Origin of the sequence: Streptomyces sp. NRRL B-24085, from assembly GCF_001282115.1 — a bacterium.
Classification (GTDB): domain Bacteria; phylum Actinomycetota; class Actinomycetes; order Streptomycetales; family Streptomycetaceae; genus Streptomyces.
On sequence record NZ_LJBR01000136.1, the window covers coordinates 15653 to 39016 of the forward strand.

Genomic DNA, 23364 nt, shown 5'->3' on the forward strand with positions numbered 1-23364 from the left:
GGACCGTAGGGCGGCGCGGACCGCGCCCTCGGGAGTTGCTCACAAGAACGCAGGAGCCGGTGGACGCTTTGTCACCAGCGGCGGAGAGGTCTCAGTCCTCGCGCAGCGTACGGCGCGGTGAGCGGTCGTAGGTCTGCCGGTACAGGGTGGCGAAGCGGCCCGGGTGGTAGAAGCCCCAGCGGGCGGCGATGCCGGTGACCGTGGACCCGTTCTCGGGGTCGGCGGCCGCCAGCTCGTCGTGGGCGTGGGACAGGCGGACCTGGCGGAGGTAGGCGAGCGGGGTGGTGTCCAGGTGCCGGCGGAAGGCGTACTGGAGCGCGCGGACGCTGATGTGGGCCGCCTCCGCGATCTGGACGACCGTGAGGGGCCGGTCTGCGTGGTCGTCGATGTAGGCGAGGGCGCGGCGCAGGGCGGGGGGATGGGCGTCCTGGCGGTCCGGGCCGGTGGGGTCGGTGACCGCGGTGTTGGGGAAGGTGGCCAGGACGGCCGCGGCCAGGTGCTGGGCGGCGGTGGAGGCCACCAGCGGCTGGTCGGCGACCGCGGCGTCCGCCAGGACGTGGTCCTGCACATAGCGGATGGTCGCCCGCAGCCGCTCGCCCGCTGCGGGGGTGATCGGCCGGTGCCCGGTCAGCCGGACCGGTTCCGTGCGCCGGGGGCCGGTGGTGGCCGCGACCTGGCTGAGCAGGTCCGGGTCCAGCATGGTGATGTTGTAGCGGGCCGCGTGGACACGGCCCGCGTAGGACAGTTCCGGCGGGGCGAAGGACACCACGTCGCCGGGGCCGAAGGAGTCCGAGACCCCCTGGTACACGTGGTCCTCGATGGTGCCCTCGTGGACCACGCACAGACAGATCCGGCCCAGCGGGGTGACCGCGTAGCTCATGTCGAAGTCCAGGTCGAGCTCGTCGACGCTGACCGAGTCGATGGCGCTGCGGTGGATCCGGGCCCGGCTGCTGTCCGGGGTGCCGTTGCCGATGCGCATCTTCGCGTAGGCACGGCTGAGGAACTCCTCGGTGCGGTCCAGATCGTCGCTGTCGAACGTCAGCGTCTCCATCGCGGCGGAGGCCTCTCCTTCTCTTGCTCCTCACTCGCACCTACCCGCGAACGTCGCGAAGCTGCGGACCGGTTTCGTTTTCTGTCCTGCCAGGTCACACGGTGTGCGTCCACTGGCTCGTCAGAACCGGTGCGAGCGGGCAGGCTGGACCGGGCGGCGACCGTCGGAGGCGCCGGGCGACAGGGGGAGAGGGCGACAGGGCCGGGATGACGCACCACGAAGAGCTGGCCGCGAAGGTCGAGGAACTGCAGACGGAAGTCGCCCAGCTCCGGCAGGCCCTCGTCTCGCACGCCGTGGTCGACCAGGCCATCGGTGTCGTCGTCGCCCTCAGCGGTCTCCGCCCCGAGCACGGGTGGGAGGTCCTGAAGACCGTCTCCCAGCGCACCAACACCAAACTGCGGGACGTGGCCCGGCACGTCGTGCGCTGGCCCGACGCCGGCAGCCTGCCCGCGGACATCCGCCGGACGCTGCGGGTCGCGCTGCTCGAGGCGCACGCGGCGCACGGGGGCCGGCCCCTGGTGCGGCCGCCGCAGCGGCGCAGGGGCTACGACAGCGCCTTCTCCGGGAAAACCGAGTGACGGGCCGGGACGGCCGTGCGTACCGTTGATCGCATGGAGACCGTCAGCCGTACCTCTGTCGCAGCCGCGCGAGCGACCAGCTCACCGGCTGCCGACGCCTGACCTCCCCCTCTCCCCCGGCGGCCGGAAACGGACCGCCGGTGCCGGACATTCCGTAGCGCTGTTCCCGTGGTCGTTTCCGGTCCCACGAGACCGAAGGACCACGCCATGGACACCGACCGCACCCTGCGCGTCTTCACCGACTTCTACCGCGAACGCGGCCACCACCTGATCACGGGCAGTACGCTGCTGCCCCCGCCCGGCGACCCGGTGCTGTTCACCACCTCCGGCATGCATCCGCTCACCCCGTATCTGGAGGGCCGCCCGCATCCCGGGGGCCGCCGTCTCGTCAATGTGCAGCGCTGTCTGCGGACGACCGATCTCGACGAGGTCGGCGACTCCACGCACCTGACGGTGTTCGAGATGCTCGGCTCGTGGTCGCTCGGCGACTACGGCCACCCGCAGAGCCTGCGCTGGGGGTACGAGCTGCTCCGCGACGGTTTCGGCATCCCCCGCGACCGGCTCCACGCCACGGTGTTCGGCGGTGACGAGCAGGTGGGCCCCGACCTCGGCTCGCTGCGCACCTGGGAGGAGCTGGAGGTCCCCGTGGAGCTCACCGGGGAGGACAACTGGTGGTCCAACGGCCCGGTCGGCCCGTGCGGACCCGACTCGGAGATCTTCGTGTGGACCGGCCGCACCCCGCCCCGGGGGACCCCCACCACCGATCCCCGCTGGGTGGAGATCTGGAACCACGTCGGCATGCGCTACCGGCGCCTCCAGGACGGCTCGCTCCAGCCCCTGGAGCGCCCCGGCATCGACACCGGCATGGGCCTTGAGCGCCTGGTCACCGTCCTCCAGGGCCGGGACTCGGTCTACGAGACCGATCTGTTCGAGCCCTGGACACGGCTGCTGCCGTCCCTGTGGCCGCTCGACGTGCCGTCGCTGCGGCTGGTCTGCGACCACCTGCGCTCCGCCGTCGTCGTGACCGGTGACGGGGTGCGGCCGTCCAACACCGGCCGCGGATACGTCCTGCGCCGCCTGGTGCGCCGGCTGCTCACCACCCTGCGGCGCGACGACCCGTCCCGCACCCTTGCCGACCTGCCGGTCGAGCTCCTCCAGCACACGCTGGACCACTTCCGCACGGACTCGGGGACGGGGCTGGTGCGGGACGTGCTGCTGGAGGAGGAACGCCGGTTCGACAGGCTGCTGGAGCGCGGCCGACGGCTGCTGTCCGGGCCGCGGTACCGGGGGCCGCTGAACGAGGAGGACTACGACTACCTCCACGACACCCACGGACTGCCCCGCGACCTGGTGCTGAGCCTGCGCGGGGAGGGGTGACGGCTATTCCGTGCGCAGCGCCGTCGCCGTCCGGGACCCCGCCGCCCAGACCGCCGGGAGCAGGGCGCCGAGCAGGGCGATGGCGAGTCCGGCCAGGCCCAGCAGGAGCAGTTGCGGGGTGTCGTACACGTCGAGGACGGACCTGGGGAGTTCGGTGCCCGCCGCGTGTCCCATCACCGGGAGCACGAGGCCGTGCAGCGCGTAGCCGGCGGGGACCCCGACGAGCCCGCCGAGCACGCCGATGCCGGCCACCGAGGCGAGGACGAGGCTCACGGTCTGCCGGGGCGACATGCCGAGCGCCTTGAACACGCCCAGGTCGTGGACGCGCTCGCGGGTGTCCAGGACGACGGAGTTGAGGACGCCCAGGCCCGCGACACAGACGAGCATCAGGGTCAGCAGGACGGCCATCGTGTTCAGGATGAACACGAAGTTGTCCTGCCGGGAAGGGGTGTTGGCGCGGGCGTCGGCGCCGAGGGGCTCGACCCGCGCGGCGAGTCCCTCGGCGTACGCGGCCGCGGTGACGCCCGGTTCCACGTCGACGAGGAACACCTGGGGCTTCGCCGCGGGGAAGTCGGCGTTGTCCACCTGGATCTCCAGGGGGTCGTCGTTGGTGTCGAAGGCCTCCCCGACGATCCTCAGGGCGGCCGTCTCCTTTCCGACGGTCACGCGCACGGTGTCGCCGATCTCGGTGCCGGTGTTGTCGAGGAACCGGCCGGGCACCACGACCTGGCCGGCGCCGGTGAGCCAGTGCCCGGAGATCATGGCGTAGCCGCCACGCGTGGAGTCGCCCTGATACAGGCGGGCCCGGACGGTTCCGGACACCCCGGCCACGGTGGCGTCCTGCTGGCCGAGCCCGTAGTAGGAGGCGGTGCCGGCCTGTGCCCCGATTGCGGCGCTCACCTTCGCCGGGTCGGCCGGCTCGGGCTCCGGGGTGCCGGGCGCCGGGACGTGCTCGCCGCCCGCGACGCCCGGACCGCCGGTGAACACGGTGACCGCGGAACGGTCCTCGGGGTCCTGCACCGCGCTGACCTCGTTCAGTGAGGAGGTGAGTCCGACGGCGAAGGTCGCCGCGATCGTGCCGAAGGCCACGGCGAGGAGCATGGCGAGGGCACGGACCGGATGCGCGAAGGGGCCGGCGAGGCCGTAGGTCACCGCTCGGGGCAGCGGCAGCCGGCCCGCGGCGCGGTACGCCCTCCCCCAGAGCGGGTGCCCCCGGCCGCGGCCGGTGCGCGGGGACCTGCCGACGGCGATGGCCTCGACCGTGCGCAGCCGCCCGGCCCGCAGCGCGGGGACGAAGGCGGCGAGCCCGACGACCAGGAGCGCCCCGGCGGGGACCACGACGTCCACCCACCAGGCGACGGACAGGGAGGCGGTGCCGTACGCCTGTTCGGTGTCGTCGAGGAGCGGTACGGCCAGGAGGTTGCCGAGGACGACTCCGAGCGCGATGCCCACGCTCGCCGGAACGAGCGCCTGGGCCACATAGGCACGGACCACTTCGCGCGGCGTGAAGCCGACGGCCTTGAGGATCCCGATCCTGCGCAGGCCGGTGCCGACCGCGCCGCTGATGACGCTGCTGACGATGATCACCGACATGACGATGCCGAGCACCCCGAACGCGACGAGGAACGGGATGGTGGGGGCGGCGCCCTGGTCGGCGGCACGCTTGGTGTCGAGGTAGGACTGGGTGCCGAGGAGCGCTCCGGACGGCACGGCTGCGAGGAGCTTCCTGCGGTCCGCGGCGATCTCGTCCTTCGAGCCCGCTGAGTCGAAGCGGTAGAGCATCTGGCTGCTGACCGGACCGTCCTTCGCGGCGAGTGCCCTCACCTGCGCGGGAGTCGCCCACACGTCGGCGGTCCTGCTGGCCGACGTGGCGAAGCCGACGACGGTGAGCGTGGTACCGGAGGCGGTCAGGGTGTCGCCCACCTTGAAGGCGGGCCCCTGGTAGGCGGAGCCGAGGACGACTTCGCCCGCTTTTCTCGCCCACCGGCCGGCTGTGAGGTCGAGGTCGTCCACGGCGGCCCGCGGGCCGGTGCGGCCGACCAGGGTCATGGCCGGAGGCTGCCGGCCGGCGGAGTCGGTTGCCCGCAGGATCGTGGTGGGGTACGGTCCCGCGCTCGCCGTGACACCGGCCAGCTTCCCGGTGGCCTCGATCCGCGCGGCGCCGGCCTTGACCGGGTCGAACTCGGCGGTGAGGTGGGCGCCGTTCTGCGCGGCGAAGGCGTGGTCGAAGGGCGCGTTCGAGACGACCATGAGGGAACCGGCGACCACGGCCGCCGCCACGGCCATCATCGTGGCGACGGCGACGGCGACGGTCTGCACCCGGCGCCGGGCCACCCCGGCGCGTACGACGCGGACGAGGGGGCCGGTCATCGCACGGCCTCCGTACGGGAATCGAGGGCGACATGGCCGTCGACGAGGTGGACGGTGCGGCTCGCGCAGGCCTCGGCGAGGGTCGGGTCGTGGGTGACGAGCACGATGGTCTGCCCGCCGCGGTGCAGGTCGACGAGGAGCTCCCGGACGTCCTGGCCGGAGGCACTGTCGAGGGCGCCGGTCGGTTCGTCGGCGAGCAGCAGCGCGGGACGGTTCACCAACGCCCTTGCCACGGCGACGCGTTGGCGTTCGCCGCCGGAGAGTCGGCCGGGGTGGGCGCGGGCGTGCTTCTCGATGCCCAGGACCGCCATGAGCTCCTGGGCCCGTGCCTCGGTCCTGCGCCGGGAGGTTCCGGTGAGCTGGGCGGGAAGCCGGATGTTGTCGAGGACGGTGAGGTCGTCCAGGAGGTTGAAGAACTGGAAGACCATGCCGATCCGTTCACGGCGGAACCGGGCCAGGGCGTGCTCGCCGAGCCGGTCGATCCGCTGTCCGGCGACGGTCACGGTGCCCTCGGTCGGCTTGTCGAGGCCCGCGACGAGGTTCAGCAGCGTGGACTTGCCGCTGCCGGAGGGGCCGGTCACGGCGAGGGCCTCGCCCTGGGCGACGGAGAGGTCGAGCGGTCCGAGCGCGGGTGCGCCGGCCTGGTCGTAGCGCTTGGCCACGCCCTTCAGTTCGATCACTGCGGTCATGGGAGGTGCCCGTCCTGTCGGTCGTCGAGTCGTGTCCTTGCCGGCCTGGTGAAGGTAGGGAAGAACGGGCCCCGGGCGCGTCGGCCGCGGCACCGAGACGGGCCCCTCCGTGCGGAGGACCGGCAGGCGGGGTCATCCCTGCGAAGTACGCCCGCCGGAGGGGGCGTTGGTCGCGCGGGCGGACGCGCCGGGACCCCGGGGACGGCGAGAATGGGCGCATGGAGACGGAGTACCTGCGGGGATGGCGTCGGCAGGTGCGTTTCGCGCTGCGGCCGGAGGCGAGGGGCGTCGCGCTGTCACGGCGGTCGGTGTGGTTCGACGTGCTGCTGGCCGTGCTGCTGACGGTGGTCGCGCTGGTGGTGGCGTCGCGCTATCCCGGCGACGGGCCGGTGCGGATGTCGAGGTTCGAGAACGGCGTGCCGGTGCCGCCCGTGCCTCCCGAGATCCCGGGCGCGCGGATCGAGGAACCGGCCGCCGCACCGCCCTGGATCCTGGTGGTGCTGTCGGCACTGCCGCTCGCGGCGCGCCGCCGGTTTCCGCTGACCGTGTTCGCGGTGGTGCTCTGCGCGGGGCTGGCCATCGGTGACGACGCCTCCTGGATCAACGTCCTGACCTGCGTCATCGGCACGTACAGCGCGGTGATGCACAGCCGGCACCGGGTGGGCGCGATGGCCGGGCTCGTCGTCGCCGCCGTCCTCGCCGGGGTGGCCTTCCGGTCGACGCAGCCGGTGCTGCCGGGCTGGTCGAGTCCCGGGGTGGTGCTGCTGGTGGCGGGAGTGCTGGCCAGCGTGGTCCGTCTCGGGCGGCGGCGCCTCGCGGCCAGCCGGGACCGGTTCGCGGCGTTGGAACAGGCTCACGAGGAAGCGACCCGCAGGGCCGTGGAGGAGGAACGGGCCCGGATCGCCGCGGAGTTGCACGACGTCGTGACCCACAATGTGAGCGTGATGGTCATCCAGGCGGGCGCCGCCCGCAAGGTCATGGACGTGGCTCCCGAGCAGTCCAAGGAGGCGCTGCTCGCGGTCGAGGCCGGGGGCCGGGCCGCGATGGCCGAACTCCGGCACGTGATGGGCCTGTTGGCCGCACCGGACACCGGCCGGGCGGACTCCCCCGCCGACGGCCTCGAACCGCAGCCGGGGCTGGGGCGGTTGGACGCCCTGGTCGACCGGGTGCGGGCCGCCGGGACACCGGTCGGCGTGGCGGTCTCGCTGCCCCCGGAGCCGCTGCCGCCCGGTGTGGACCTCACGGCGTACCGGGTGGTCCAGGAGGCGCTGACCAACACCATCAAGCACGCGCCCGGCGCCGAGGCCGTCGTCACCGTCGGCTGGTCCGACGACAGGCTGGAGATCGAGGTCGTGGACACCGGCGGAGTCCGCGACGGGGTACCGGCGGACGGGAACGGCCGCGGGCTGATCGGCCTGCGCGAGCGTCTCGCGGTCTACGGCGGCGAGCTGACGGCGGGTCCGACCCTGGCCGGCGGTTTCCGCATCAGAGCGGAGGTGCCGTGGCGAACGGTGTGAACGACGTGAGCGGCGACCGGCTGCGGGCCGTCATCGCCGACGACCAGGCCCTCGTACGGACCGGGTTCGGGATGATCCTGACCGCGGACGGCATCGACGTGACGGCGGAGGCGGCGGACGGGGCGGAGGCGGTCGCCGCGGTCCGGCGGACCCGCCCCGACGTCGTCCTCATGGACATCCGGATGCCGGGCATGGACGGCATCGAGGCCACCCGGCGCATCCTCGCCGAGGACACCGCGGGCGAGGTCCGCGTGATCATCCTGACCACGTACGACCTCGATCACTACGTCTACGCCGCGCTCACCGCCGGGGCCAGCGGTTTCCTCCTCAAGGACGTCACGCCCGAGCACCTGGTGGCCGCCGTACGGCTGGTGCGGTCGGGGGACGCCCTGCTGGCGCCCACGATCACCCGGCGGCTGATCGAGCGCTTCGCGCAACGGGAGGAGGCGGCCCCCTCGGCCGGTCTGCACCGGGACCTGTCCGGGCTGACCCCGCGCGAGCTGGAGGTGCTGCGGCTGCTGGCGACGGGGCTCAGCAACGCCGAGCTCGCGGAGCGGCTGTTCCTCAGCCCGACGACGGTGAAGACGCACATCGGCCGGATCCTGTCGAAGCTGGACCTGCGCGACCGCGTCCAGGCGGTCGTCCTGGCCTACGAGAGCGGCCTCGTCACTCCGGGCGGCGCCCCGGAGACCGCCCTCTAGGACATCAGCCCGGCCGCGACGGTGGCCCCCAGCTCCCAGCACGCCTCGATGTCGGCCTTGCCCGGCTCGCCGGTGACGGTCACCGGATCGGTCGCACGCCGCCAGCCGAGACCCGTGGTGATCGACTCGATGCCGCGCAGGGCGCCGGTGACGTCGTTGCCGCCGTGCACGTAGGCGCCGAACGGCCGCCCGCGCGTCTCGTCGAGGCACGGGTAGTAGACCTGGTCGAAGAAGTGCTTGAGGGCGCCGGACATGTAGCCGAGGTTGGCCGGGGTGCCGAGCAGGTAGCCGTCCGCCTCCAGCACGTCCGAGGCGGTGGCGGACAGGGCCGCTCGGCGCACCACCCGGACGTCCTCGATCTCCGGTGCCGTGGCGCCGGAGACGACGGCTTCGAACATCGCCTGGCAGTTGGGCGAGGGGGTGTGATGCACGATCAGCAAGGTGGCCACGGTCGAACCCTGCCCTGCCCCGGCTTTCGTCCGCAAGCCGTGCCGTGGCCGGGTGCCGCCGGGCTACGATGCCGAAAACCGCGAGGGGGGAGCGAAGTCGTGGCCGACGGAGGACAGCGGGCAGCAGTGGTCTTCGACGCACTGGGCCTGGAGTACGAGAAGGCGTTCGCCCGTTCCGAGGCCCACCTGGAGTCGTTGGAGTGGCTGCTCGGGAGGCTGGCTCCCGGGAGCCGGGTCCTGGACGTGGGCAGCGGCACCGGCCGGCCCACCGCGTCGACACTGGCCGCGGCGGGCCACGAGGTGCTGGGGGTGGACGTCTCCCCGGTCATGGTCGAGCTCGCCGCGCGGCAGGTGCCCGAGGCCAGCTTCCGCCAGGCCGACATCCGTGAACTGCCGCTGGAACAGGGTGCGTTCGACGCGGTCTGCGTGTACTTCTCGCTGCTCCAGATGACCCGCGCCGAGCAGTCGGAGGTGCTGGGGCGGCTGGCGCGGTCCCTGCGGCCCGGCGGATCCCTGGTCCTCGCGACCGTGCCGGCCGACGTGGAGGACCTGCCGATCGAGTTCATGGGCCAGCCCGTCCGGGCGACCAGCTTCGCCGCCGAGGACGTGGTGGCCGTGGTGCGCGGCGCAGGTCTGACGGTGGAGGCGGAGCGGCTCGTGGAGTTCACCCCGGACCACCCCGAGGGCGCCGCCGAACCGCACCTGTTCCTGTACTGCGCTCTTCCCGGGGGACACGCCTGACTCGTCCCGGCCGGCACGGGACGAGTCGACGCCGGTGTCCTCCGCGGGCCGGTCAGCCCACGGCCACCTGCGCGTACGGCACCAGTCGCACCGGCCCCACGAGACCGTGGTCCTGGCGGGCGACCCCGCCGAACACGGCGGGCTGCTCGACCCTGAGCCGGTTGACGAGCGGGGTCGCCACCTCGACCTCGATGGTGTTGTCACCGCGCCGCAGGCAGGAGCCGAGGTCGACGACGGGGTGGAGCCGGTCGGCCGCGGGCAGCCGCCGCCCGTTGACGCTCACCCGGAACGTGTCGCTGACCTGCCCGAGCTCCAGCACGGCCCCGTGGGACGACGTCCAGTCGGCCGGCAGGGTGACCGTGGTGCGGTAGCGCCCGACGCCCGCCGAGTCGGCCAGCTCGGGGATCTGCGACCAGGGCCTGAGCGTGTCGAGCGCGAGGCTGCGCCGGACGTGCTCGGTGCGGGTGGCGTCCGGGCCCGGGTACCAGTCGTCGACCTCCAATTCCCAGCGGGCCGGGGTGATCGGCGCGGGCACGGCGGGCGTCCTGGTGGTGACGGTGCGGCCCTGGGAGAGGCGGGTGGTCCAGGTACCGGCCGTGCGGGCGCGCACGGTCAGCCCGCGCTCGGTGAACAGCACCGCGTCGGCGTCGGTCGTCTCGGCGTGCGGGCTGCTGCCGTACCGGTCGCCGAACAGACCCGGCCGTCCCAGGGCGACGATCATCGTCTGGCCGGGCTGGAGGGTGACCCGCAGGGTGAAGTCGCCCCCGTCCTCGGTGTAGCGCGCCAGCCGGGTCGCCTCGCCCGTCCACGGATCGAGCAGATACGGCACCGTCCGGCCGCCGCGGGTGCGGCGCAGGGTGACGTCGTGGTCGATCGCGGCCACGGGCGGCTTGACCGTCTCGGCGTGCTTGCCGTTGCACAGGTAGTAGAAGTCCGCGTCGGCGGTGACCCGGTGGGCGTTGAGGAGCGTGGACGAGGTCGCGTGCCGTACGTCGGCGCGCACGCCCAGCCCGGCGAGGGCGTCGCCGATCGCGGCCTTGTCGGTGACCCGGACGACGTGGGGAAGGGCGAGCAGCCGGGCGAGGAGGTCGCGCAGCCGGTCCGTCTCGCCCTGGTCCGGGACGCCGGGGGTGAGGGCCTGGTCGAAGGCGCCGAACAGGACCACGGGCAGCCCCGCCTCGGCGAGGGCGAGGATCTTGCGGGCGTCGTCGACGGCGAGGGTCGGGGTGGAGCCGTAGAAGAAGTCGCCCTCGACGAACAGTGCCTTGTAGGCGGGGCCGTCGGAGGCGAGCCGGCCACCGGAGACGGTGGCGGAGGGCAGGTCGAGGAGGGGGCCGCTGAGGAACTGGTGGCTCCAGCCGAGCGGGACACCGGTCGCCGTGAACCAGGAGGCGCCGATGCCGGTGGCGGTGTAGCCGGTCTGCCGGAACACGGCGACGTCCGCTCGCGCGGTACCGCTCTGGAGCACCTGGTGGACCCGGCCCAGGTAGCCGGAGATGTCCTCGGCGTGCCGCCAGGTGGGCTGGCGCGGGCCCCAGGACTCGCCGTAGCCGGCGGTGCCGTTGTACGGGCTGAAGGCCGCGAAGCCCGGCCAGGCGACCCCGGGGGCGGTGGCGTAGGAGAAGCCGTGCACGACGGTCTGGTTGACGCCGGCCGCGTAGGCGCCGCCCATGGTGCGCAGGAAGCGGTCCCAGGTCGTGCTGTACGCGGAGCCGTTGTAGGCGCCCGCCTCGCAGGACAGGACGGTTCGTCCTGCCATGTCCCGGCCGCCGGCCAGGCAGCGGTAGTCGTCCAGGTTCTTGAAGCCGAGCGATTCGCCCTCGGGGATGTCGAGGATCGCCGCCGAGGCGATGGCGTCCGTCTGGAGACCGTAGGGCTGCGAGCGCAGGGTCATGCCGAGGCCGTGCGCCCAGTTCCGCAGGGCCGTCAGGTGGTTGCGGTTGAACAGGCCGGAGACGGTCTCCCAGAAGTCGTGCCGGATCTGCCGGGTCAGCTGGGCCTCGAAGGCGAAGACCTGGTTGCCGTTGTCCAGGACGAGGGCGGGCAGGTACGGCAGCAGGGGCCGTCCGGTGTGCTTCTCGAAGGCCTCGGGCAGCAGGGGCGTCCAGGTCAGGCCGTCGGTCTCCAGTTCCACGGAGTCCTCGAAGAAGGAGCCGCCCGCGGCCCGCAGCAGGCTCCGCAGGGACGGGGTGAGGATGTGGTCCTGCCAGTAGGAGGTGACCGCCGCGGTGCCCGCGGGGCTGAAGTGGTCGACGGCGTAGGCGGCCGGGACGGAGTGGGGGCCCGACTCGGGCTGCTGGCCGGAGCCGCGCGCCCAGTAGGAGACGATCACCCAGTCGCCGCCCTCGGGGGCCGTCCAGGTCAGCGTGGAGCCGGTGACGGTCGCGGTGAGGTCCTGGACGCTCGCGAGGTCGAGGCCGGTCTCCTTGCGGGTGGAGTTGGCGGGTTCGACCCGGGCGGCCTGCACGGCGAGGAGCCGCTGACCGGTCACCCCTGAGGCCGAGGCGCGGACGGGCGGCGGGACGGGGCCCTGGTAGGTGCTTCCGCCGGTCACCGCGGCGCGGCCGTGGGCGAGTTCCTGGGCGGCGGCCTCGTCGTCGGGCGTGAGACCGGGGACGGCCACCGGCCAGCTCGGGCCGAGGGTGATGTCGACGGTGAGCCCCCGTCTCACCGCGCGGCGCAGCGCGGCCTCGACGCCGTCCCGCCAGGGCCTGCTGCCCCAGCCGTGGTGCGCGGTGTCCAGGACCGACTTGTCCTTGATGCTGTGGTGGACGGCCGCGATCTCCACACCGCCGAAGCCCGCGTCCGCGATCTGGTCGATCTCCCGGGCGACCTCGTCCGGGTCGACGAGACCGTCCGGCCACCACCAGCGGAACCGCGGCCGCACGGACTTCGCAGGAGCGGCGAACCAGTTCACGGTCGTCCCCGAGGCGGCGGCCGGGACCGGCGCTCCGAGCGCCGCGACGGCGCCTGCGGTCAGTCCGGCGGCCAGGACCGCGCGCCGGGATATTCCGCCGCGCTGCGGGATGGCTTCATGCATGGGGTGCCCCAAGGTGCTCTTGAACCATTGCCATTGAATCGTTTCAATCGCTGTGAACGCCCGAACGCTAAGCCGGTGGTTCGACCGAGGTCAAGATGCGTGCACGGTGAAAGCGGCTGCCAGTGTGTCCAGATGGTCCGCCACGGGGCCCGCGGTGAGCAGTCCGCTCGCGGCGCCCGCGAGTTCACCCCGGGCCGGTTCCAGCGCGCTTCGGGCGCGCCGCATCAGCGCACGGTCGCCCACCTGGATCGCCGCTCGGGCGAGCAGGCTCCACAGGGCCTCGTACAGCAGGTCACCGGGCGGCTCGGGAACACCGGCCAACAGGCGTACGGCGTCCCGCTCCTGCCCTTCGGCGAGCAGCAACAGGGGGCGCACGAACGGTTCGTAGGGGCCCCAGTCGGTGTGCGGGTCGGCGGTGACGGGGAGGCCGTGGTGCAGCCGCAGGCACAGCAGGGCCAGGGGCAGCAGTCCGTGTTCCAGGCCGGGCATGCCCGCGCCCGTCAGGGACCGGGCGGCCTCACGGTACGCGGCCTCCCCGCGATGCGGGGGCTCCGTCGCCGCGGTGCGCAGGGCGCGGTACCACGTGGTGAAGACGGCGACCAGGGGCAGTTCGTGGCGTTCGGCGAGCGCGTCGGCGGCGGCCGCGTGCCCGTCGGCGGCCGCGAAGTCGGCGGTGGCGCTGTGGGCCTGCATCCGGATCAGCCGGCCGAGGACCTCGTAGGTGAACAGGCCGTGCCGGGCGGCGACTTCGGCGATCTCCGCGCCGATCCCGTCCCGCCGGGCGGAGAGTCCTGCCCGCTCGAAGGACTGCATGAACAGGCCGTTGAGGGCGAAGACGAGCAGGTTGGCGTCTTCGAGCCGCCGGGCGCCGGCCACGGCCTGGTGGGCCGCCTGGAGGGCGCGCGTCCCCTCGGGGAGGATGCCGCGGGACTCCACCGCCACGGTGGCCAGGAGCCGTGTCCTCGCCGCCTCGTGCGCGCCCGGCGGCAGCAGGCGCAGGGTGCGTTCCGCCGCGCCCACCAGCCGGGCGGCCTGGTCCGGGTCGTCGGAGCGGGTCCAGACGGCGGGCACGTCGTAGACGCCGATGACCCGGGCCGTCAGCTGCGGGTCGCCGAGCTGCTCGGCCGCCGCCACGGCCGCGGCCCGGTGCCGCCGTGCCGCCTCCAGCCCGCCGCCCCCGGTGACGGCGAGGTCGCGCATGAGCACCGCGGTCGACTCAAGCCGGGTGCGGGCCCGCAGGGGCACCATGCTCTCGTACGACGCCGACGCCTCCGCCCAGACCTGTGCGGCCGCACCGGTGGGGCCCGGGTCCAGGTGGCCGGCATGCCGCAGGATGTCCTGTTCGGTGCGGCTCAGCCGGGGGCCCGGCTCCACGCCGAGGTGCTCGCGCAGCAGCTCCCGGGCGCGCCGCAGGACGGACAGGGCGTCCGCCTGGCGGCCCGAGCGGTACAGGGCGACGGCGAGCAGCTGCCAGCCGTCCTCCCGCCAGGGGTGTTCGGCCACGTGCGCGTCGAGGTCCGCGGCCACGTCGGCGGCGGCACCGAGGGCGAGCCGGGCCTCGGCGTGGCGTTCCACGGCGGCCAGCCGGAGCCCGGCGAGCCGGGAGCGCTCCGCCCGGGCCCAGGGCTCCTCGGCGAAGTCGGCGTAGGCGGGGCCGCGCCACAGCTCCAGTGCCTCGGTCAGCCGGGGTGCCGCCTGTGCGGGAGACAGGCCGGCCGCCGCGGCGACGGTGTGCTCGAACCGCCAGGCGTCGACGTGGGCGGGCTCGGTGCGCAGCGCGTAGCCGGGGCCCTCGGTGACGAGGAGTCGGGACGGGGTCCGGCGGGGCCGCTCGGGTTCCAGCGCGCGCCGCAGTCCGGCCACGAAGGTCCGGACGGCGCCGACCGCGTCCGCCGGCGGGTCCCCCGCCCACAGGTCCTCCACCAGGCGGGGCACGGGCACGACCTTGCGGCGGGCGACGAGGAGGCGGGCCAGCACGGCACGGTGCCTCGGGCCCCGGAGGGCGATCGGCTCACCGCTCCCGTCCCAGGCGGCCACGGCCCCCAGGACCCCGAACTCGACCACGCGCACACACCTCAACGTACACGCGTTCATCCGTTGCTCATTCGCTCCCCGGACGCTGGGGGCATCGGCACCACCCGACCCGGACGCGGATGCCGCCCCACCCGCCGTACCACCGAGGAGAACCCCGCCGTGAAGCCCACCATCGCCGGATTCGAGTACCAGCGCGTCTCCGTCGCCGACGACGTGTCCCTTCAGGTGGCCGTGGGAGGGACCGGCACGCCCGTCGTCCTGCTGCACGGCTTCCCGCAGACCCACCTGATGTGGCGCCATGTCGCCGCGGACCTGGCCGCCGACCACACGGTGATCTGCCCCGACCTGCGCGGTTACGGCGACAGCGACAAGCCGCGCGAGGACGGCCCCGACACCTACTCCAAGCGGACCATGGCCGATGACGTCGTCACCCTCGCGCGCGAGCTGGGGCACCCCCGGTTCGCGCTGGCCGGGCACGACCGGGGCGCGCTGGTGGCCTTCCGCGCGGGCCTCGACCACCCGGACGCCGTCTCCCACCTGGCCTGTCTGGACGTCCTGCCGACGCTCGACATGTGGGACGCCCTGCACGGCACGTCGGCCGCGGTCGCCTTCCACCTCTACCTGATGGCCCAGCCGCCCGGTCTTCCCGAGCGGATGATCGCCGCGAGCGCGGACGCGTTCTTCGGGCACTTCCTCGACGTGTGGGCGAACCGGCCCGACGCGATCCCGCCGCGGGTCCGGGCCGAGTACCTGCGCGCCTGCCGCGAGGCGGTGCCGTCGATCGTCGCCGACTACCGCGCCTCCGCGGGCATCGACGTCGAGCACGACCAGGCCGACCGGGCCGCGGGGCACAGGCTGGGCATGCCGGTGACCGTGCTCCAGCAGGACTGGGGCGCCGCGCTCGGTTTCGAGGCCACCGCGCTGTGGGGTGCCTGGGCCGAGGACCTCCACCACACGACCGTCTCCTGCGGCCACTTCATGGCGGAGGAGGCCCCGGCGGACGTGGCGAAGGCCCTGCGGGAACTCGTCCTGCGGCGAGCCTGATCCATCGCCGCCGGCTACCCCTCCCCCGCGTGGTCCGCAGCAGGTACGGCGGGAGAGGGTTTCCCTGAACGTGGACGAGTTCACACCGAGGACGGCTACGGCCAAGCGCGCAGCTTCTTCCCGGAGTTGGTGGACGAGTGCCGGGAGACGACCTCACCGTGGGGGGCGAGGGCTGAGCGGCAGCTCGGCCATCCGGAGGTTCCAGCGCCCGGCGCGGCCGGTGAGTTCCACGGTGGACAGGGGTGGAACGTCGATCCGCCAGAACGCCTGCGGCGGTGCGCCCAGCGCGTGCAGCACTGCGGCCCGCGCCACCGCCTGTTCGACCACCGCGAGCACCCGCCCCGCGTCGGACGGCAGCGCGTCCAGCCAGGCGGCCACCCGGTCGCAGAGCTGCGCCACGCTCTCGCCGCCGTGCGGCACCGCCTGCGGGTCCGCGAGCCAGCCGGCCAGCCCCGCCGCGTCGGCCGCCGCGACCTCGTCGAGGGTGCGGCCGTACCAGGAGCCCATGTCCAGGTCCCGCAGCGCCGGTTGCGGTGTGACGGGTTCCCATCCGAGGGTCCGGGCCGTCTCGGTGCAGCGCCGCGAGGGTGCCGTGCAGTGGGTGGCGGCCCGCGGGAAGGCTCCGGCGAGCGCCCGCACCCGGTGCAGTGCCCGCTCGTCGAGGGGGGCGTCGGCGAAGCGGACGTCGCGTTCCGTGCGGGCGGCGGCGCACAGCAGGGTGAGCCGGACGGTCATGCGGGCCCTTTCGTCGAGTCGCCGGGGGTGGTTCATCGTAGGTGGCGTACGCCATGTTGGCCGAGGCCCGCATTGCCCCTACCATCTGGGACGACAAGGACGACGGCGCCACGGAAGTCCGGTGCAAGCCCGGCACGGTCGCGCCACTGTGTGCCGCCCCTCGGCCGACGAGGTGGCGGTGAGTCAGACCCAACGCCGTCGTCGAGTGCTCCACACGATGCGGGACGCGTTGTTCCCGAGGAGGTCTCGCCATGGCGCAGTCCACTGCCGCCCCCACGCCCACCACCCCTGCCCTCACCCCGTTGCCGGTGCGGGCGCTCGCCCCCTGGGCCGTCTTCTTCGGCGTCCTGATGCTGGTCCTGCTGTACTTCGTCGGCGCCGAGCAGGGCGCCACCGCACTCGTCTCCGGCGAGGGCGTCCACGAGTGGGTGCACGACGCACGCCACCTGCTCGGCTTCCCCTGCCACTGAGGCGGGGACCGTCATCATGAACTCCACAGTCGTACGCGCCCTGTTGGCGCGCGGCATGCTCGCCGGACTCGGTGCCGGCGTCCTGGCCTTCGTCTTCGCCTACCTGGTCGGGGAGGGCCCGGTGGACGCGGCCATCGCCTTCGAGGAGGCGGGCTCCCATGAGCACGGCGAGGAGCTCGTCAGCCGTTCCGTGCAGTCGACGGCCGGACTCGCCACCGGCGTCCTCGTCTTCGGGGTCGCCATCGGCGGCATCATGGCGCTGGCGTTCTGCTTCGCGCTGGGCCGGATCGGCAGATTCGGCGCACGGGCGACGGCGGGGCTCGCGGCGCTCGGCGGGTTCCTCACCGTCTACCTCGTGCCGACCCTCAAGTACCCGGCGAACCCGCCCGCGGTGGGTGACCCGGACAGCATCGACCAGCGCACCGCCCTGTTCGTGCTGATGATCGCGCTCAGCGTGCTCCTCGGGATCGGCGCGGTCCTGCTGGGCCGCAGGCTCGCCCCGGGCTGGGGCAACTGGAACGCCTCCACCGCGGCCGCCGTGGCCTTCGCCGCCGCGGTGGCGGTGGCGATGGTCGTCCTGCCCGCCGGGGACAACACCCCGAAGGGCTTCCCGGCCACCGACCTCTGGGAGTTCCGTCTGGCCTCCCTCGGCGTCCAGGCCGTGCTGTGGGCGGCGTTCGGGCTGCTGTTCGGCTTCCTGGCCGAGCGGGTCCTCGAACCGGGGCGGACCCGGAACGAGGTCTCCGCGCTCGTCGCCTGACGTGAGGGCTTCCGCCGGGGGCGCGCCCGGCGGAGCCCACCACGTGGTCCCACGACGGCCGCGGGACGTCGCGGTGCCGTCATGAGCTGCGGCTGTTCAGCCGGCGGGTGCCGGGCGCCGAAGCCGTGCGCCCACACGGGCCCGGCGTCACCGGTCGCACGGGGGCCCGGTGTCACCGGTCGAACGGGGCCCGGCATCACTTGTCGCGCGGGCCCCGCGTCCTCATGTGCCGGACCGGCACGTCCATCCCGAACCAGGCCTCCGCCAGCCCGTTCAGCGTTCCCTCCTCCGGCGCGCCCAACTCCCGCATGTACCACGGCAGATCGCTGTAGACGTGCAGCAGGGCGTGGGCCATCAGCACGGCGGGGTCGAAGGCGTGGCCGTAGGAGGCGGTGAGGCGGGACATGAGGCGGGCGTCGCCACGGGTGACGAACACGCCGACGCCCACGAAGTCGTAGGCCGCGTCGCCGATCATGGCGGGCTCGAAGTCGAAGAGTCCGGTCAGGCGCCACCCGACGGGGTCGACGAGGAAGTGCTGCCGCATCACCTCGGTGTGCAGCAGGGTCCGCCGCGGAGCGCGCGGCAGGGCCACCGAGTCCAGAAACCCCGGGATCTGTCGCAGCCACGGCTCCCGCAGGCCGTTCCGGCGCTGCTGCTCGGCCGTCTCCTCGCGGCGGTGGTCCAGGAAGGCACCCCAGTCACCGGGTCCGAGGACGTCTTCGAGCGGAGCCGGGTCGAGTGCGTGCAGTGTCGCGAGCACCGTGCCGATCTCGCTGACGAGCCGCTCGCGGTCGTGCCGCGGGACGTGGCCCCAGACCCGGGCGAGGTTCTCGCCGTGGAGCCGGGACATGAGGACGTACCGCCAGCCGTTCTCGTCCTCACCACAGGCGTGGACCGCCGGCGTCGGCACCGGGAGCCGGTTGTGGACGTGTGCGAGCACCCGGCCCTCGGCGACACCGTGCCGCGCGGCCGGGCGCGGAAAGAGCTTGAGAACGAAATCCTCGCCCACTGTGTACACCGGCTGCGAACCGTCGGGGAGCCGGGTCAGCGGGCTGCCGCGCAGGCCGAGGCGGACGCAGAGGTCCTCCACCCCGGGCCGTAGGACCGTGTCCTCGCGGACGACCGCGTTCCACTCTTCGTCGGTGTCCACCAGGGGCAGCATGGTCGGGACCGTAGGGCACCCGCGACCCGGCGGCAACGCGTTTCCGGCACGACGGAAGGGCCGGACACCCGTCTGTCCGGCCCTTCCGCACCTACCGGGTCAGCCGCCGTTCAGGCGGGCGCGCAGGAGCTTCTTGCCGAGCTCGGCACCCTTTCGGCTGTCCGCCTGGGCCTTGCGGAACAGGTCGGCGACCTCCGTGTCCTTGGCGCGCTCCGCGTCCTGGATGTAGCTCTCCAGTCGCAGCGCGTTGCTCAGGCACGCCTCCACATACCAGATCAGGTTGTAGTCCTTGTCCGGCGTGCCGGTCGCGCCGCCGGTCTCCGTGCTGCTGGTCATTCCGGCCTCCTCCAGCGGTAGTCGTTCCGGAGCCGGACGAGTACCCGCCATCCGCAGGTCAGTCCACCCGGGGACGAAAACGCGCCAACGGGTCGGCCCCTTGGGCCTCCGGGCAGCTCGACGGCGGAGAAACGTCACGGGGGGCGCGACCGGTCCCCCGTTCCGGTCGTTCCCCCCGCGGTGCCTCGAACCTACGTGACCTGCGCACCCTTGTGAATCGCGTCGATGCCCGCTGTGCGCGGCACAGGGCTCACCCGTGCACAGGTGCGCCCGAATCGCCAGGATGGCCTGGATCGTCAGGATGATCAGGATGATCCGGATGGCCCTGGTCGTCGCGGGGCAGGTCGGGGTGGGCGAGTTCGCCCGTCGCGAGATGGGCCAGGACGACCTCGTACAGGTCACCGCCGGAGGCGAGCAGCCGGCGTTCGAGGACCGGCTCGGCGCTGCGGACGTGATCGCGCACGGTCTGCGCGTGGACGGCCAGTGTCCGCGCGGCCCGTTCCGCGTTGCCGCCCGCGGCAATCCAGCTCCGCAGGGTGCGGCGCAGGTCGCGGCCGTCGCCGTCCAGTCGCCCCAGCAGCTCCCGTGCCCAGGTCTCCAGCGCGGGTCCGGCCAGTAGGTCGTCCAGACGGGCGCGGGGCTGCCGGGTGCCGCCGTTCTCGTCCTGGCCGTCCGCGAGGCTCACCTGCGTGCTCAGGGCCAGGTGGACGGTCGCGCGCACGGCCAGGTCGGTGAAGTCGGTGCGCAGCAGGGACTCGACGCGTTCCATCCGGGCGCGGACCGTGTTGCGGCTGACACCGAGAACCTTGGCCGCGCTCACAGCCGTGAACTCCAGGCCGAGGCGGGTGGTGGCGAGCAGTTCGGCGCGGGTGTGGTGCGGCAGCGTGTCGAGCGGGCGCAGCAGCCGGGCGGTCCACGCTCGCAGCGCGACGGGGTCCATCAGTCGCTCGGGGCGGTTGCGTTCGGCGTACAGAGCCGCCTTGTCCGGCCGTACGCGTGCCACGGCCAGAGCGCTGACCGCCTGTCCGTAGGCGGTGGCGGTCCGGGCGAGGCTCTGCCGGGCGCTGCCGCCGAGCAGGGTGCCGGGGGTGCGGTCGACCAGTGAGCGCAGGGCCGCGCCTGCCGCGTCCCCGGTGGTCACGATGATCACGTGCCCGTCCATGGCCGGGCAGCGCACCACCAGGGCCCGGTCGCCGGTCAGGCCGAGGCACTCCTCGGCGAGCCGGTCGCGTTCCGCCGCGTCGCCCTCAAGGACGTAGACGCACGCCGTGTCGGTGTCGAGCAGACCCGGCCACAGTCCCGCGGCGACCCGGCGCGCCGAGACGGTGTCCTCGACCATGAGCAACTGGAGTATGGCCAGGCGCAGATCGGACGTGGCCCGCTTCAGGCGCCGCCCGGCCTCGGTCGTCTCGCGGGCGCGCAGCAGGAGTTCGAGGACCTGGACGGTGTGCGTGAGGATGTCGGAGGTGCGCCGGTCGAAGGGTTCCGGGCGGGCCACCGCGAGCACTCCCGCTCCGCCGGACGCCGGGTTCGGGTGCTCCACCCTGACCAGCCGCAGGTGACTTCCCCCTTCCTCGGTGGCCGCCGAGGCGAGGCGTCCGGTGAGGATGCCGGCGACGAGGCTCTCGTCCAGCGGCATCGGGGTTCCGGCGACGAGGGTGCCGCTGTCGTCCTGGAGGACGGCCGTGCCGTGCACGGTCTCCGCGAGCCAGGCGACGACCTTGCGGACGTCCCGTCCCGTGGGCCGCAGATGGTCGAGGAGTTCCCGCGCCCATGCCGGGGTCTGGGCGTCCGCCGCCCGACCGCCACCGCGTCCACCCCCCTGACCTGCCACGTCACCCTTCTCCTCGCCCTGCGCGTCCCCTGACAACACCGCTCGGGACGTTACCTCACGAGCAGCGGAGGGGCGCTTGTCGGTTGCGGTCGGGTGACGGAGGGGGTGGCTGGGTGGCGTTGCGGGGCTGCACGGACCCACGGGGCGGTCGAGGGCTGGCGACGGCTGGCCGGCCAGGCCCGCACCGCTGCGGCTCCGGCACCGACTGCGGCTGCGGCTGCGGCTGCGGCTGCGGCTGCGGCTGCGGCTGCGGCGGGATGGTGCGCGGCCGTGCCGAGGGGTCGCCCGGAGGCGTGCGGCGGGGGGCGTGTCGCTGGACCGCGATCGCGTGCCGCGCGCGTGGCCGATTCGCCGGGCCGCACCAGGCTGAGCCCGCGGAGCCGACTCGCCAAGCCGCCATGGGGTCGAGTGTGAGTCGCCGGCTCCTGGCTGGGTGGCGTTGTGGGGCTGCACGGCCCCACAGGTCGGTCGAGGGCTGGTGACGGCTGGCCAGGTCCGCAGCGCTGCGGCGGGATGGTGCGCGGCCGTGCTGAGGAGTCGCCCGGAGGCGTGCGGCGGGGGCCGTGTCGCTGGACCGCGATCGCGTGCCGCGTGTGTCGCCGATGGCCGATTCACCGAGCCGCGACAAGCCGGAGCCCGCGGAGCCGACTCGCCAAGCCGCCACGGAGTGGCGTGTGAGTCGCCAGCTCGCCGTCACGCGGAGCACGCGTGGCCGTTTCTCCGGGCCACGGTCGCGTGGAGCCTGAGCCTCCCCCCGCCGTCCACGACCTCACCGTGCGGTCACTCGCCGCGGGGACGCATCCCGGGTGGACGCCATGGGGAGCGGCCCCGGCAGTCGACGTCACCCCGGCCTGCGGCACTGCCGTGGGCCGACCGCATAAGCTCGACGGATGGCGAAGTACTTCGACGTGCACCCCGACAACCCGCAGCCCCGCACCATCTCCCAGATCGCCGAGAGCATCCGCTCGGACGCGCTGATCGCGTATCCGACGGACTCCTGCTACGCGCTCGGGTGCCGGCTGGGCAGCCGTGACGGCATCGACCGGATCCGGACCATCCGTCATCTGGACGACCGGCACCACTTCACCCTGGTCTGCCAGGACTTCGCGCAACTCGGACAGTTCGTACGGGTCGACAAGGACGTGTTCCGCGCGATCAAGGCGTCGACGCCCGGCAGTTACACCTTCATCCTCCCGGCGACGAAGGAGGTGCCGCGCATGCTCCAGCACCCGAAGAAGAAGACGGTCGGCGTGCGCATCCCCGACCACGTCGTGACCCAGGCACTGCTCGCCGAGCTCGGGGAACCGCTGCTGTCGAGCACCCTGCTGCTGCCGGACGAGGAGGAGCCGATGACCCAGGGCTGGGAGATCAAGGACCGTCTGGACCATGTGCTGGACGGGGTCGTCGACTCCGGCGACTGCGGCACCGAACCGACGACGGTGATCGACTTCTCCGGCGGCGAGGCGGAGATCGTGCGCTACGGCGCGGGGGACACCAGCCGGTTCGAGTAAAGCGGCGCCCAAGTGGCAGGGGCCGCGACGGGCAAGTGGATGGTACGTGCAACCATGTGCCCCGGCCCGGTCCCGCCGGGCCGGCGACCTGCTCGCCGTCGCACGCGCAGAGAGGCACTCCCCCCATGACCTCCGTACAGGGAACCGCCGTCGACATCCCCACCGAGGACGGTGTCGCCGACGCCTATCTCGCCCACCCGGGCGACGGTGCGCCCCGGCCGGCCGTCCTGCTCTTCCAGGACGCGTTCGGGCTGCGCCCCCACCTCAGGTCGATGGCCGACCGGCTGGCCGGGGCCGGGTACACGGTCCTCGTACCCAACGTCTTCTACCGGCACGGACGCGCGCCGGTCGTCGAGCTGCCCGAGTTCATCGACCCCGACGCGCGGCCGGAGATCTTCGACGCGGTCACTCCGCTCGTGCGGTCCCTGACCCCCGAGCTCGCGATGCGGGACGCCGGGGCGTATCTGCGCTGGCTGGCCGACCGCCCCGAGGCGGCCGACGGTCCCGTAGCCCTCACCGGCTACTGCATGGGCGCACGGCTGTCGCTGCTGACCGCCGGCACCTATCCGGACCGGGTGGCCGCGGCGGCCGGCTTCCACGGCGGACGCCTGGCGACCGACGCTCCGGACAGCCCGCATCTGGTGGCCGGGGACATCACCGCCGAGGTGTACTTCGGTCACGCCGACGACGACCCGTCGCTGCCCCCGGAGCAGATCGAGCGGCTTGCCGCCGTGCTCACCGAGGCCGGGGTCCGCCACCGCTGCGAGGTCTACGACGGCGCCCCGCACGGTTTCACCCAGGCCGACACCGCCTCGTACCACCCCGAGGCCGACGAGCGGCACTGGACGGCACTGCTGGACCTGCTCAAGCGCACGTTCTAGGCGGAGCCCGGTGAGGGTGCTGCGGCTCGACGCGCAAGCGGTGCCGGGGGCGGGACCGAGGCCCCGGGCAAGCCGTCGAGACCA

Annotated in this window: 20 protein-coding genes; 10 read left to right on the plus strand and 10 right to left on the minus strand. The window is 73.6% G+C overall.

The features are described 5' to 3' along the window. Positions 1–91: 91 nt before the first annotated feature. Entirely contained in the window at positions 92–1051 is a 960-nt protein-coding gene (locus AOJ26_RS16885) for a helix-turn-helix transcriptional regulator (protein WP_053849126.1), read from the minus strand. Positions 1052–1257: 206 nt separating this feature from the next. Between AOJ26_RS16885 and AOJ26_RS16890 the strand changes: the two genes are divergently transcribed. Together AOJ26_RS16890 and AOJ26_RS16895 are read left to right on the plus strand one after the other, a co-directional pair. Next, positions 1258–1629 carry an ANTAR domain-containing protein gene (locus AOJ26_RS16890; protein WP_053849127.1) on the plus strand — a complete coding sequence of 124 codons (372 nt, stop codon included), beginning with the start codon at positions 1258–1260 and terminating at the stop codon, positions 1627–1629. A 207-nt stretch (positions 1630–1836) separates the two neighbouring features. Continuing rightward, positions 1837–3006, plus strand: a complete 1170-nt coding sequence (locus AOJ26_RS16895; protein ID WP_053849128.1) for an alanine--tRNA ligase-related protein — start codon at positions 1837–1839, stop codon at positions 3004–3006. Positions 3007–3009: 3 nt separating this feature from the next. Here the strand turns inward: AOJ26_RS16895 and AOJ26_RS16900 are convergent, their stop codons facing one another. Then, a complete protein-coding gene (locus AOJ26_RS16900; RefSeq protein ID WP_053849129.1) occupies positions 3010–5376 on the minus strand; it encodes an ABC transporter permease in 2367 nt (788 codons plus the stop codon). Then, positions 5373–6065 (minus strand): ABC transporter ATP-binding protein, encoded by a 693-nt coding sequence (locus AOJ26_RS16905; RefSeq protein ID WP_053849130.1) that lies wholly within the window; start codon positions 6063–6065, stop codon positions 5373–5375. The genes AOJ26_RS16900 and AOJ26_RS16905 overlap by 4 nt, the downstream gene beginning before the upstream one ends. Before the next feature lie 218 nt (positions 6066–6283). On the opposite strand from AOJ26_RS16905, the gene AOJ26_RS16910 reads away from it, so the two are divergent. Together AOJ26_RS16910 and AOJ26_RS16915 are read left to right on the plus strand one after the other, a co-directional pair. Next, positions 6284–7582: a sensor histidine kinase gene (locus tag AOJ26_RS16910; protein WP_053849131.1), complete on the plus strand. Its 1299-nt coding sequence runs from the start codon at positions 6284–6286 to the stop codon at positions 7580–7582. Beyond that, positions 7567–8283: a response regulator gene (locus tag AOJ26_RS16915; protein ID WP_053849132.1), complete on the plus strand. Its 717-nt coding sequence runs from the start codon at positions 7567–7569 to the stop codon at positions 8281–8283. The genes AOJ26_RS16910 and AOJ26_RS16915 overlap by 16 nt, the downstream gene beginning before the upstream one ends. Here the strand turns inward: AOJ26_RS16915 and AOJ26_RS16920 are convergent. Continuing rightward, a complete protein-coding gene (locus tag AOJ26_RS16920) occupies positions 8280–8732 on the minus strand; it encodes a flavodoxin family protein (RefSeq protein ID WP_053849133.1) in 453 nt (150 codons plus the stop codon). The genes AOJ26_RS16915 and AOJ26_RS16920 overlap by 4 nt on opposite strands. A gap of 99 nt (positions 8733–8831) precedes the next feature. Between AOJ26_RS16920 and AOJ26_RS16925 the strand changes: the two genes are divergently transcribed. Beyond that, on the plus strand, positions 8832–9473 hold the full coding sequence (locus AOJ26_RS16925) for a class I SAM-dependent methyltransferase (RefSeq protein ID WP_053849134.1): 642 nt from the start codon (positions 8832–8834) through the stop codon (positions 9471–9473). A gap of 52 nt (positions 9474–9525) precedes the next feature. Here AOJ26_RS16925 and AOJ26_RS16930 read toward each other — a convergent pair whose 3' ends face one another. Continuing rightward, a complete protein-coding gene (locus AOJ26_RS16930) occupies positions 9526–12513 on the minus strand; it encodes a glycosyl hydrolase (protein ID WP_053849135.1) in 2988 nt (995 codons plus the stop codon). A gap of 90 nt (positions 12514–12603) precedes the next feature. Next, entirely contained in the window at positions 12604–14583 is a 1980-nt protein-coding gene (locus AOJ26_RS16935; RefSeq protein ID WP_053849136.1) for an AfsR/SARP family transcriptional regulator, read from the minus strand. A gap of 123 nt (positions 14584–14706) precedes the next feature. Between AOJ26_RS16935 and AOJ26_RS16940 the strand changes: the two genes are divergently transcribed. Next, complete coding sequence (locus tag AOJ26_RS16940) at positions 14707–15591, plus strand: alpha/beta fold hydrolase (protein WP_053849137.1); 885 nt, start codon at positions 14707–14709, stop codon at positions 15589–15591. A 153-nt stretch (positions 15592–15744) separates the two neighbouring features. Here AOJ26_RS16940 and AOJ26_RS16945 read toward each other — a convergent pair whose 3' ends face one another. Next, entirely contained in the window at positions 15745–16362 is a 618-nt protein-coding gene (locus tag AOJ26_RS16945) for a histidine phosphatase family protein (protein ID WP_234358578.1), read from the minus strand. Positions 16363–16577: 215 nt separating this feature from the next. Between AOJ26_RS16945 and AOJ26_RS16950 the strand changes: the two genes are divergently transcribed. Together AOJ26_RS16950 and AOJ26_RS16955 are read left to right on the plus strand one after the other, a co-directional pair. Next, the gene (locus AOJ26_RS16950; protein ID WP_053849139.1) at positions 16578–16796 is read left to right on the plus strand and encodes a CbtB domain-containing protein; all 219 of its coding nucleotides are present in this window, start codon (positions 16578–16580) and stop codon (positions 16794–16796) included. A 16-nt stretch (positions 16797–16812) separates the two neighbouring features. Continuing rightward, complete coding sequence (locus tag AOJ26_RS16955; protein ID WP_053849140.1) at positions 16813–17556, plus strand: CbtA family protein; 744 nt, start codon at positions 16813–16815, stop codon at positions 17554–17556. A 196-nt stretch (positions 17557–17752) separates the two neighbouring features. Here AOJ26_RS16955 and AOJ26_RS16960 read toward each other — a convergent pair whose 3' ends face one another. From AOJ26_RS16960 to AOJ26_RS16970, 3 genes are all read right to left on the minus strand, one after another. Then, the gene (locus AOJ26_RS16960; protein ID WP_053849141.1) at positions 17753–18718 is read right to left on the minus strand and encodes a phosphotransferase family protein; all 966 of its coding nucleotides are present in this window, start codon (positions 18716–18718) and stop codon (positions 17753–17755) included. Between the two features lie 99 nt (positions 18719–18817). Next, a complete protein-coding gene (locus AOJ26_RS16965; protein WP_053849142.1) occupies positions 18818–19054 on the minus strand; it encodes a hypothetical protein in 237 nt (78 codons plus the stop codon). A gap of 250 nt (positions 19055–19304) precedes the next feature. Then, complete coding sequence (locus tag AOJ26_RS16970) at positions 19305–20888, minus strand: helix-turn-helix domain-containing protein (RefSeq protein WP_053849143.1); 1584 nt, start codon at positions 20886–20888, stop codon at positions 19305–19307. An 890-nt stretch (positions 20889–21778) separates the two neighbouring features. Between AOJ26_RS16970 and AOJ26_RS16975 the strand changes: the two genes are divergently transcribed. Next, the gene (locus AOJ26_RS16975; protein WP_053849144.1) at positions 21779–22399 is read left to right on the plus strand and encodes an L-threonylcarbamoyladenylate synthase; all 621 of its coding nucleotides are present in this window, start codon (positions 21779–21781) and stop codon (positions 22397–22399) included. A 125-nt stretch (positions 22400–22524) separates the two neighbouring features. After that, complete coding sequence (locus AOJ26_RS16980) at positions 22525–23280, plus strand: dienelactone hydrolase family protein (RefSeq protein WP_053849145.1); 756 nt, start codon at positions 22525–22527, stop codon at positions 23278–23280. Positions 23281–23364 lie beyond the last annotated feature (84 nt).

Bases quoted from the DNA above. Each gene is read 5' to 3' on its own strand.
- AOJ26_RS16890 (WP_053849127.1), top strand. From the start codon at position 1,258: ATGACGCACCACGAAGAGCTGGCCGCGAAGGTCGAGGAACTGCAGACG.
- AOJ26_RS16955 (WP_053849140.1), top strand. From the start codon at position 16,813: ATGAACTCCACAGTCGTACGCGCCCTGTTGGCGCGCGGCATGCTCGCC.
- AOJ26_RS16930 (WP_053849135.1), bottom strand. From the start codon at position 12,513: ATGCATGAAGCCATCCCGCAGCGCGGCGGAATATCCCGGCGCGCGGTC.
- AOJ26_RS16905 (WP_053849130.1), bottom strand. From the start codon at position 6,065: ATGACCGCAGTGATCGAACTGAAGGGCGTGGCCAAGCGCTACGACCAG.
- AOJ26_RS16980 (WP_053849145.1), top strand. From the start codon at position 22,525: ATGACCTCCGTACAGGGAACCGCCGTCGACATCCCCACCGAGGACGGT.
- AOJ26_RS16895 (WP_053849128.1), top strand. From the start codon at position 1,837: ATGGACACCGACCGCACCCTGCGCGTCTTCACCGACTTCTACCGCGAA.
- AOJ26_RS16965 (WP_053849142.1), bottom strand. From the start codon at position 19,054: ATGACCAGCAGCACGGAGACCGGCGGCGCGACCGGCACGCCGGACAAG.
- AOJ26_RS16900 (WP_053849129.1), bottom strand. From the start codon at position 5,376: ATGACCGGCCCCCTCGTCCGCGTCGTACGCGCCGGGGTGGCCCGGCGC.
- AOJ26_RS16885 (WP_053849126.1), bottom strand. From the start codon at position 1,051: ATGGAGACGCTGACGTTCGACAGCGACGATCTGGACCGCACCGAGGAG.
- AOJ26_RS16910 (WP_053849131.1), top strand. From the start codon at position 6,284: ATGGAGACGGAGTACCTGCGGGGATGGCGTCGGCAGGTGCGTTTCGCG.
- AOJ26_RS16950 (WP_053849139.1), top strand. From the start codon at position 16,578: ATGGCGCAGTCCACTGCCGCCCCCACGCCCACCACCCCTGCCCTCACC.
- AOJ26_RS16945 (WP_234358578.1), bottom strand. From the start codon at position 16,362: ATGAACCACCCCCGGCGACTCGACGAAAGGGCCCGCATGACCGTCCGG.
- AOJ26_RS16960 (WP_053849141.1), bottom strand. From the start codon at position 18,718: ATGCTGCCCCTGGTGGACACCGACGAAGAGTGGAACGCGGTCGTCCGC.
- AOJ26_RS16975 (WP_053849144.1), top strand. From the start codon at position 21,779: ATGGCGAAGTACTTCGACGTGCACCCCGACAACCCGCAGCCCCGCACC.